The following is a 9,318-nucleotide window of genomic DNA, read 5'->3' as shown; positions in this document are numbered from 1 at the left end:
TCTAAAGAAAGATTTAATTCTTCGTTCTCTCCAAGAACTTTAACGTTGGTCCAGAATTCTTTTTTCAACTCCTGGATCAAACCTTGTGCTTTTTGTAATCCTTCAGCAGTACGTGCCATTCCACAGTATTCCCACATGATGTGACCTAATTTTTTGTGGATATCATCAACAGTTTGCGTACCGTTTAGGGATAGCAATTTATTGATTTTCTCTTCAACCTCTTTACGTGTAGCTTCGAAAGCAGGATGGCTGTGATCTACTGGTGCGAAAGAACCTAGTTTAGCTAGGTAATCACCGACAGTGTAAGGAATAACGAAATAACCATCAGCAAGACCTTGCATCAATGCCGAAGCACCTAAGCGGTTTGCACCGTGGTCTGAGAAGTTACATTCCCCTAATGCGTACAAACCTGGGATTGTCGTCATCAAGTTGTAGTCTACCCATACACCACCCATTGTGTAGTGCACAGCAGGGTAGATACGCATTGGTTGTTTGTAAGGGTTTTCGTCAGTGATTTGATAGTACATGTCAAATAAGTTGCCGTATTTAGCACGTACAGCATCTTCGCCTAGACGGCCGATCGCTTCTTTGAAATCCAAGAATACTGCGAAACCAGTTTTACCAACACCACGACCATCATCAACGGCTTCCTTCGCATTACGTGATGCTACGTCACGAGGTACTAAGTTACCAAATGAAGGATATTTACGTTCCAAGAAGTAATCTCTGTCATCCTCTTTGATGTCGTTGGCTTTGATTTCACCTTTGCGTAATCTTTCAGCCATTTCTTGCGTCTTAGGAACCCATACACGGCCGTCGTTACGTAAAGACTCGGACATCAGCGTCAATTTAGACTGGTGATCTCCAGTTACAGGAATACAAGTAGGGTGAATCTGTGTATAACAAGGGTTAGCGAAGTAAGCGCCACGTTTGTGTGCTCTCCAAGCTGCTGTAACGTTACATCCCATTGCGTTTGTAGACAAGAAGAATACGTTACCGTAACCACCAGTACACATTAATACCGCATGTGCTGCATGTGTTTCAACTTTACCTGATACCAAGTCACGTGTGACGATACCTTTGGCATGACCATCGATCATAACCAGATCCAGCATCTCGTGACGTGTATATGATTTCACTTTTCCTTTTTTGATTTGACGGTTCAACGCCGAATACGCACCTAACAACAATTGTTGTCCAGTTTGACCACGGGCATAGAAGGTACGGCTTACCTGAGCTCCACCGAAAGAACGGTTGTCCAATAAACCACCATATTCACGTGCAAAAGGAACACCTTGCGCGACACATTGGTCGATGATGTTTACAGATACTTCGGCCAAACGGTAAACGTTTGCTTCACGTGAACGGTAGTCACCACCTTTGATTGTATCATAGAATAAACGGAACACGGAGTCACCATCATTTTGGTAGCTCTTTGCCGCATTAATACCACCTTGCGCTGCAATTGAGTGCGCACGACGAGGTGAATCTTGGTAACAGAAGGTAATTACGTTGTATCCTAATTCAGCTAAAGATGCTGCTGCAGATGCACCAGCAAGACCTGTACCAACAACGATAACGGTAAATTTACGTTTGTTAGCAGGGTTAACCAACTTAAGATTAAATTTATGATTTGACCACTTTTGGGCTAATGGGCCCGCTGGTACTTTTGAATCTAACATATCTCTTAATTTTATATTGAACGATAAGGCCTAAGGTCTTATCTTAAAAGATTCTGAATTATTTAAAGAAGAAAAACAATGGCATTATTGCAAAGCCAATTGGAATTAATACCCCAAATACCCAAACTCCGATTGCTCTGATAATTCCAATATATCTTCTGTGGTTAAAACCTAAAGTTTGGAATGCAGATTGGAAACCATGAATTAAGTGGAATGCCAAAGCCGCCATAGCAATAACGTACAAAGCAACTAAAGCCACATTTTTGAAGGCAAAGTCAACTTGTTTGTACAAATCTCTTGCTTTTAAGATTTGAACATTGTTTTCTACCGTTTCTTGGTAGTCGTGGAATTCAGAAGCTTGAAGTTCTCTAGCTGTTGTCTGTCCAGTTGCCAAATCAGTACGGTATTCGATGTAAGGTACCTGATCATTGTGAAACTTCCACCAAAAATTAGACATGTGTGTAGCTAAAAATACTAAAATGACAGTACCTAAGATACCCATGTTGCGTGAATTCCATTTACTGTTTGCTTGGCCATCGTATTTGGCGTAGCCAATAGGACGAGCGGATTTGTTTTTCATCGACAGCGTAATGGCGTAGATGACGTGAACAATTACCGAAGCGTACAATAAGTAAGAAACAACTTTGATTGGTGTAAAGTGAGTCATGAAATAAGCGTATTTGTTGAACGCTAGACCCGCATCATCTTTAAATAATTGCAAGTTACCAACCAAGTGAACAACTAGGAATAAACATAGGAAAATTCCTGTTAAGCTCATGATTAGCTTCTTCCCAATCGAAGAACTGAAAACTGGCTTTGATTTACTCATTATGCTTGTAATTTAATTTTAATTAGGCAAATCTACTATTTGCTATTAAATATGATACCATTTTGACAAGAAAAAGGAATAATTTAGAACGGTTCTAAATTTTCTTAAAATAAAAAGTCCGTTTTGGATAAAAACGGACTTTTTGATATAATATGAACAGTGGTTTATAAACTACAGAATACTGAATAATCTATAGCCTAAACCAATACTCCACATATTGATTTTTGGATTTGCCTGGCTTTCATTGTTAACTTTATTCAAACCCATTTCGTAACGTACATCTACACGTAGGCTTGAGATATCAGCACCTACACCAAATGCCCAAGAAGTACCGCTTTTTTTGTAGTTACTTGGGTTCAATTGGTCAATCACCTTAGGTTGATTATCGTCAACTTTGAATGAAAATATCGGACCAGTCTGGATTCTCGCTCCAATTGGACCTAAACCAAAACGTTTACCCAATAATACAGGAACATCGACCGTTGTAAATTTAACATCGGTAGTCGTAGAAGAACCGTCTTCCCCTTGACCTTTTACTGTTGTGTTTTTACCTGTTATATAAACTTCAGGTTGAATGTGGAATCCCAAGACACCAACACGTCCATAAAGACCTGCCTGATAACCCGCTTTATTGTCTGAATTGAAATATTTGCCGTCGCTTTTAAGCTTGGAGAAGTTCAATCCTCCTTTTAAACCGACCTCAAATCCAGGCAAAAGCTGGGCCTGTGCCGTTGCTACGCTACCACAAATCAAGAGTAATGCTGGTAAAATCTTTTTCATAATCTTTTATTTATGTATATATTGTATCTTTAAACAAACTTTCACAAGTTTGATAAAGATATACAAATTTTGTACCTAAATCATAGTTATGCTGAAAATTAACGAAGAACAATGGCAAGTTGCCAAAGAAAAACTCCGTCGCAAGTACAATCATTTAAGCGACGAAGATTTAGCTTTTCAAGCAGGTGAAGAGGATAAATTGATTCATAAACTCTCTTCGCGTTTAAAACGCAAACCCTCTTATATTATATTCACAATTGGTAAGGAAATTCAGGACATTAATAGCAATAGGTTATGAGTGACAGCATCAGCTGGACAGATTTTGAAAAAGTAGATTTACGGGTCGGGACCATTTTGGATGCAAAGGATTTTCCGAAAGCAAAAAAACCAGCTTATCAGCTGAAAATTGATTTTGGAAACGAAATCGGAATATTACAAAGTAGCGCCCAGATAACAGTACATTATAAGAAGGAAGAATTGATCGGAAAGCAGATTGTTGCAGTCGTGAATTTCCCAAAGAAACAGATTGCCAATTTTTTCTCCGAATGTTTGGTGACAGGATTTGCTGATGAGCGTGGAGATATTATTTTGACTTCTGTGGACAGGAAATTACCAAATGGATCGAAACTTAGCTAAGTTTGTGGCATGACATTTATAGATTTTGAAGGAACACAGTTAATGGATAGCGATGAATCATTTATGCGGATGGCATTAAATGAAGCAAAAAGAGCTTTTGAAGAAGGGGAGGTTCCTATTGGTGCAGTTATCGTGCATAAGGGACGCATTATTGGTAAAGGACATAATCTTACACAACGCTTGAATGATGTCACAGCTCATGCCGAAATGCAGGCTTTTACAGCAGCAGCAAATTATCTTGGTGGAAAATATCTGGACGATTGTACATTATATGTGACCATAGAACCATGTATCATGTGTGCCGGGGCGGCATATTGGACACATATCAGTAAAATTGTCTACGGTGCGAAGGATGAAAAGCGTGGTTATTCCCATTTTCATGATAAGATTTTACATCCGAAGACCGTCGTTACCCAAGGTGTTTTGCAGGAAGAATGTGCCGATTTGGTAAAATCATTTTTTCGTCAAAAACGCTAACAAAATATCGAATTTATTGTAATACATAAAAACATAACAGGCTATATTGTGTTATATTTGTATATAAAAACGAAGTAATAAACATTTAAATTAAAATAGATATGGCATTTGAATTAGAAGCGTTACCATACGCAGCCGACGCATTAGAACCACATATTGACAAGACTACAATGGAAATCCACCATGACAGACACCATCAGGCATACGTGGACAACTTAAATAAAGCAATCGCAGGAACAGATGCAGAGAACTTATCTTTATTAGATATCATCAAGAATGTGAGCAAATATTCAGCAGCTGTTCGCAACAATGGTGGTGGTCATTTCAACCACTCTTTGTTTTGGAAAGTTTTAGGTCCAAATGCTGGCGGAGCTCCTACAGGTGAATTGGCAGAAGCGATCAATGCTACTTTCGGTTCATTTGACGAATTGAAAAAACAACTTCAGGCTGCTGGTGCTACACGTTTTGGATCAGGTTGGGCATGGTTGATCGTTGGTGCTGATGGCAAATTGGCGGTGACTTCGACTCCGAATCAAGACAATCCATTGATGGATGTCGCAGAGGTAAAAGGAACACCAGTTTTAGGTATTGACGTTTGGGAACACGCGTATTACTTGAAATTCCAAAATAAACGTCCGGCTTATTTGGAAGAAATTTTTAATGTTATCAATTGGGATGCCGTAGCACAGAATTATGCTGCAGCAAAATAATTGATCATTTAGATAGGTACAAGAAGAAGCGACAATAAGATTATTATTGTCGCTTCTTTACTTTAAGGGATACAGGGTTAAGACGGCATGAGTTTTTGTGATTTGTTGCCGGACACAATATCGTTCGGCTATATTTGTCCATAGTAAGAAGCAACTGCATAAAGTACAGTTTTATATTGGGACGCTGACTAAGGAGCAAGTTTACCAAGAACCCATTGTAATGGAAGTCGTTCCCGCAAGTATAATTTTACCCCGCAGAAGACTGTCATCAAGATTATTATAGGTTAAATGGGAAGGAACCTTATTGCAATTAGTCATTAAACCGAAATTGGAAAAATTTAAACGTATCTTTTCCAAGGTGCTCAAAGGAGGAGAGTAACTTTGGGTATTCATAAAATTTAAGGTAATTTTACTTCTGTTGGCGCCATTTAGTATGGTGCTAAAAAGTTGAATAATAAATAATTGTAATATGTCTAAAGGATTTTTTACAGTTCCTGTTCCTGCAAATGAACCGGTGTATACTTACGCTGTTGGAACGAAAGAACGTAAGTTGTTGAAAGCAGCAATTGATGAGGCACGTTCGAAACAAATTGATATCCCAATGTATATTGGCGGTAAAGAAGTGACTACTTCTAAAAAAGTAACAATAGCTCCTCCACATGACCACCAACATATCTTAGGTCAATACAATCAAGGTGAGAAATCTCATGTAACAGATGCAATCAATGCTGCTTTGGCGGCTAAAAAGGATTGGGAAAATCTAGCATGGGAAGACCGTGCGGCAGTATTCTTGAAAGCAGCTGAATTGATTTCAGGGAAATACCGTTATGAGTTAAATGCGGCAACAATGTTGGGGCAATCGAAGAACCCATATCAAGCAGAAATTGACTCTGCCTGTGAGATCATAGATTTCTTGCGTTTCAATGTGCAATACATGAGTGAAATCTATAAGCAACAGCCTCCTGTATCTGGCAAAGGTGTATGGAACCGTGTGGAACAACGTCCGCTTGAAGGCTTCGTGTTTGCATTGACTCCATTCAATTTTACAGCTATCGCCGGTAACTTGCCATCATGTGTTGCCATGATGGGAAATGTTGTTGTATGGAAACCATCCAATACGCAGATCTACTCAGCAAACGTGTTGATGAAAATCTTCCGTGAAGCGGGGCTTCCTGATGGTGTCATCAATTTAGTATACGTATCAGGACCAGATGCCGGTGATGTGATTTTCCAACATCCTGATTTCGCCGGTATCCACTTTACTGGTTCAACAGGTGTATTCCAGGATATCTGGAAAACAATCGGTGACAATATTCACCGTTACAAAACTTATCCACGTATTGTCGGTGAGACAGGTGGTAAAGACTTTATCGTTGTGCACCCTTCAGCAGATCTAAAAGCAGCAAATACAGCTTTGGTTCGTGGCGCATTTGAATATCAAGGTCAGAAATGTTCAGCAGCATCACGTGCATATATTCCTAAATCATTGTGGCCAGCATTAAAAGAGTCAATGGCTAACGACGTGAAGTCATTTACAATTGGTGGAACAGAAGATTTTACAAATTTTATCAATGCCGTTATCGATGAGAAGTCATTTGATAAATTAGCGAAATACATCGATCGTGCGAAAGAGTCTACTGAGGCAGAGATCGTGGTTGGCGGTACTTATGATAAGTCCAAAGGCTACTTCATTCATCCAACGATCATTGAAGCTTCAAAGCCAGATTATGAAACAATGGTTGAAGAATTGTTTGGGCCGGTATTGACCGTATACGTTTATGAGGACGCTAAGTTCGAGGAAACATTAGATATCGTTGATAAAACCTCGATCTATGCATTGACCGGTTCTATTATCGCACAAGACCGCTATGCCATTAATTTAGCTACGGATAAATTAAGACATGCTGCCGGTAACTTCTATGTGAATGATAAGTGTACCGGTGCTGTGGTAGGGCAACAGCCATTTGGCGGTGCGAGAGGTTCAGGTACAAACGACAAAGCTGGATCTATGATCAACCTGTTGCGTTGGGTATCTCCGCGTACAATCAAAGAAACATTCAATCCGGATACGGATTATAGATATCCTTTCTTAGAAAAAGGCGAATAAAAATTCCTAAAAGATTATCCGCTACGAATGGGTAAGGTTTTGTATAAAGCTGATGCCAATCAGAACGGGTATATCCAAAGAAGGCAGTCCAGTAATGGACTGCCTTCTTATTTTTTAAACTGCCCCAGTTCGGTTCCATCGTCACGCGTCATCCGGATGGCTAATGATTTCGCAGATCCCGAAATATCAATAATTGTTCTTTTGCCGGCTTTTGGCCCACCACCGATAAATACTGGATAATTATGATCTTTATCTGCGGGGTAGTATCCGTATTGATGTGTATGCCCTGAGACCATCGCATCTATTTTGTATTTCTGAAATAAAGGATGGAAGCATTCCCGATTATGTAATGTGCCATGCCAATCGTCTGAATGGAATATAGGAATATGGCTGATAACCACGGTATGTTGTGCGGATCTTCTTTCCTTGGACTGTAAGACAGTTTCGAGCCACTTTGCCTGCTCTTTCCTGTAATTGTCGTAATCTACGGTACCGGCATATACTTCATGGTTATCAGGTTTATCTTCACCACTGTCCAGCATGATCCAGAAAATAGGACCTCTTTTAAAAGCTTGATAGTATTTATTATTGGGATAACCAAAGTACCGTTTGAAATGACGGGCGAAAGAACCCCTCGTTTCATGGTTGCCACGGTTCATAATAAAAGGTTTCTCCATGGCGAAGAATTCGATGGGTTTCAATAATTTTTCCGTAATATCTTCCTGATTGCTCACATAGTGAAAGGAGTCTCCATTCAGGACAAAGAAATCATAGATTGAGCTATCTTGATTTGGTACAAGATCACGATAGCTACTTTTTTCTTCATGAACATCGTTGTAGACCAGGCAACGGATTTGCTCTTGATCGTTTTTTGCTAGTTTAGCCTCAAAGATTGGTGTTCGGATTTCTTGCGCATAGACAATCTTATACGGATCAAATTTTTGGATTTCCTTTGCCCGGATACGATAGCGGAAAGATCGGGGAGCTTCATCGATAGTGAAGCGAAAGAAATCTGTATTTGCATTGATCATACCATCTTCGGATTGGTGGATCGTTTGCTGTACATTACCGGCACTGTCAAGGATTTCCAGCCAGGCCAAGGCGGGTTTACTCAGAATCGTAAAAATGCTGATGCCGGTTGCCGTCTGATTCTGTAAATAAGCAGGCACTATAAAATTAAAATCTCCTTCCGGATTTTCTGTTGCTTTTTCTTTAGCGACGCTAATGTTGGGTAGTGTAATTCCCGCGAGTGCTAGCGCTTCTAAAAATCTTCTTCTATTAAAATTCATAGGGGTTATTTAATGTCGATTTCAACATATAATGGTCGATGGTCACTCGCATATTTTTCTTCTAGAACGCGGTGGTTGGCGAACTTGGGATGTGAGGCGCTGTTGACCATAATATAGTCTATTTCGGTACTTGGCTTATCTTGCGGAAAAGTAAAACCATTTTGGCTCGTTGTTTTTGTGAATAAGGTGCCGAGCTCTTTAATTGCAGGATCAGTGGGTTCGGAGTTTAAATCGCCGACCAGGATAATAGGTCGTTTTTCATTTTTAAAACGAGATGTAATGAACTTTGCCTGTGCGATCTTGTTCTTGTCTTTTAGATCCAGGTGCGTGTTTGCAAATAGGATTTTCTTTTTGTTGATACGCACTTCAACAATGGATAAGCTTCGTTGTTCACTTTCGACCGGAGAAGGAAGAAAATGCTTTTCTACATGTTCTATCGGATGTTTTGACAATATCGCAGTACCATATTCACCTTTCTCGAGATCTATTCCTTTTGAGAAAATGTAGTGCATTCCCGTTAGTTCAGCCAATTTTTTCGCTTGATCCTCATTGTAGGATCGCGCCAGATTGACGTCAATTTCTTGCAAACCGACTAGGTCCGCATTACTGTTTTTAATAATTTGAGCGATGGTATCGAGATTGACAACAGATTCCTTTTCTGAGGGGGGATTTCCATGATGAATATTAAAGGAAAGCACACGGATTTTTTGTGCACTGAGATGAAATATTGATCCGAAAAGGACCAATATAAATACAATGAGCTTATGATTCATTTTTCAAAATTAAGTTTAGAATGAAGTCAGCGATT

At 39.6% G+C, this 9,318-nt stretch carries 11 protein-coding genes; 6 read left to right on the top strand and 5 right to left on the bottom strand.

All coding sequences use genetic code 11. The annotated features are described in order from the left end of the window. The 3 genes from B4G94_RS03830 to B4G94_RS03820 all read right to left on the bottom strand — a co-directional run. Nucleotides 1–1,682 (bottom strand): fumarate reductase/succinate dehydrogenase flavoprotein subunit (locus tag B4G94_RS03830; protein ID WP_286857251.1); only part of this gene is annotated, 1,682 nt, incomplete at its 3' end. A gap of 58 nt (nucleotides 1,683–1,740) precedes the next feature. Further along, the gene (locus B4G94_RS03825; protein WP_108636173.1) at nucleotides 1,741–2,511 is read right to left on the bottom strand and encodes a succinate dehydrogenase cytochrome b subunit; all 771 of its coding nucleotides are present in this window, start codon (nucleotides 2,509–2,511) and stop codon (nucleotides 1,741–1,743) included. 171 nt (nucleotides 2,512–2,682) lie between these two features. Then, a complete protein-coding gene (locus tag B4G94_RS03820) occupies nucleotides 2,683–3,291 on the bottom strand; it encodes a porin family protein (RefSeq protein WP_286857249.1) in 609 nt (202 codons plus the stop codon). 88 nt (nucleotides 3,292–3,379) lie between these two features. On the opposite strand from B4G94_RS03820, the gene B4G94_RS03815 reads away from it, so the two are divergent. The 6 genes from B4G94_RS03815 (at nucleotide 3,380) to pruA (ending at nucleotide 7,221) form a co-directional block, all read left to right on the top strand. Continuing rightward, complete coding sequence (locus B4G94_RS03815; RefSeq protein WP_286857248.1) at nucleotides 3,380–3,589, top strand: hypothetical protein; 210 nt, start codon at nucleotides 3,380–3,382, stop codon at nucleotides 3,587–3,589. Then, complete coding sequence (locus B4G94_RS03810; RefSeq protein ID WP_286857247.1) at nucleotides 3,586–3,927, top strand: tRNA-binding protein; 342 nt, start codon at nucleotides 3,586–3,588, stop codon at nucleotides 3,925–3,927. Before B4G94_RS03815 ends, B4G94_RS03810 begins: the two co-directional genes overlap by 4 nt. Nucleotides 3,928–3,936: 9 nt before the next feature. Then, nucleotides 3,937–4,404 carry a nucleoside deaminase gene (locus B4G94_RS03805; protein ID WP_286857246.1) on the top strand — a complete coding sequence of 156 codons (468 nt, stop codon included), beginning with the start codon at nucleotides 3,937–3,939 and terminating at the stop codon, nucleotides 4,402–4,404. Between the two features lie 101 nt (nucleotides 4,405–4,505). Beyond that, nucleotides 4,506–5,114 (top strand): superoxide dismutase, encoded by a 609-nt coding sequence (locus B4G94_RS03800; RefSeq protein WP_120261702.1) that lies wholly within the window; start codon nucleotides 4,506–4,508, stop codon nucleotides 5,112–5,114. Between the two features lie 97 nt (nucleotides 5,115–5,211). Next, nucleotides 5,212–5,397, top strand: a complete 186-nt coding sequence (locus B4G94_RS03795; protein WP_245935908.1) for a peptide-methionine (S)-S-oxide reductase — start codon at nucleotides 5,212–5,214, stop codon at nucleotides 5,395–5,397. 186 nt (nucleotides 5,398–5,583) lie between these two features. Continuing rightward, nucleotides 5,584–7,221, top strand: coding sequence for an L-glutamate gamma-semialdehyde dehydrogenase (pruA, locus tag B4G94_RS03790; RefSeq protein WP_286857245.1), 1,638 nt, complete (start codon nucleotides 5,584–5,586; stop codon nucleotides 7,219–7,221). Nucleotides 7,222–7,328: 107 nt separating this feature from the next. On the opposite strand, the gene B4G94_RS03785 is transcribed toward pruA, so the two are convergent. Both B4G94_RS03785 and B4G94_RS03780 read right to left on the bottom strand, forming a co-directional pair. Next, nucleotides 7,329–8,510, bottom strand: coding sequence for a metallophosphoesterase family protein (locus B4G94_RS03785; protein ID WP_286857243.1), 1,182 nt, complete (start codon nucleotides 8,508–8,510; stop codon nucleotides 7,329–7,331). 5 nt (nucleotides 8,511–8,515) lie between these two features. Next, on the bottom strand, nucleotides 8,516–9,283 hold the full coding sequence (locus B4G94_RS03780) for an endonuclease/exonuclease/phosphatase family protein (protein WP_286857242.1): 768 nt from the start codon (nucleotides 9,281–9,283) through the stop codon (nucleotides 8,516–8,518). Nucleotides 9,284–9,318: the final 35 nt, after the last annotated feature.

Source organism: Sphingobacterium sp. UBA7625, assembly GCF_002484085.1.
GTDB classification, from domain to species: Bacteria; Bacteroidota; Bacteroidia; order Sphingobacteriales; family Sphingobacteriaceae; genus Sphingobacterium; species Sphingobacterium athyrii.
Note: the sequence above shows the minus strand (reverse complement) of the source record. Positions and strands in the feature narration are given on the sequence as shown.

Excerpts from the sequence above, each read along its gene's own strand:
- B4G94_RS03805 (WP_286857246.1), top strand. The coding sequence starts at position 3,937 with ATGACATTTATAGATTTTGAAGGAACACAGTTAATGGATAGCGATGAA.
- B4G94_RS03810 (WP_286857247.1), top strand. The coding sequence starts at position 3,586 with ATGAGTGACAGCATCAGCTGGACAGATTTTGAAAAAGTAGATTTACGG.
- B4G94_RS03785 (WP_286857243.1), bottom strand. The coding sequence starts at position 8,510 with ATGAATTTTAATAGAAGAAGATTTTTAGAAGCGCTAGCACTCGCGGGA.
- B4G94_RS03780 (WP_286857242.1), bottom strand. The coding sequence starts at position 9,283 with ATGAATCATAAGCTCATTGTATTTATATTGGTCCTTTTCGGATCAATA.
- B4G94_RS03825 (WP_108636173.1), bottom strand. The coding sequence starts at position 2,511 with ATGAGTAAATCAAAGCCAGTTTTCAGTTCTTCGATTGGGAAGAAGCTA.
- pruA (WP_286857245.1), top strand. The coding sequence starts at position 5,584 with ATGTCTAAAGGATTTTTTACAGTTCCTGTTCCTGCAAATGAACCGGTG.
- B4G94_RS03800 (WP_120261702.1), top strand. The coding sequence starts at position 4,506 with ATGGCATTTGAATTAGAAGCGTTACCATACGCAGCCGACGCATTAGAA.
- B4G94_RS03820 (WP_286857249.1), bottom strand. The coding sequence starts at position 3,291 with ATGAAAAAGATTTTACCAGCATTACTCTTGATTTGTGGTAGCGTAGCA.
- B4G94_RS03815 (WP_286857248.1), top strand. The coding sequence starts at position 3,380 with ATGCTGAAAATTAACGAAGAACAATGGCAAGTTGCCAAAGAAAAACTC.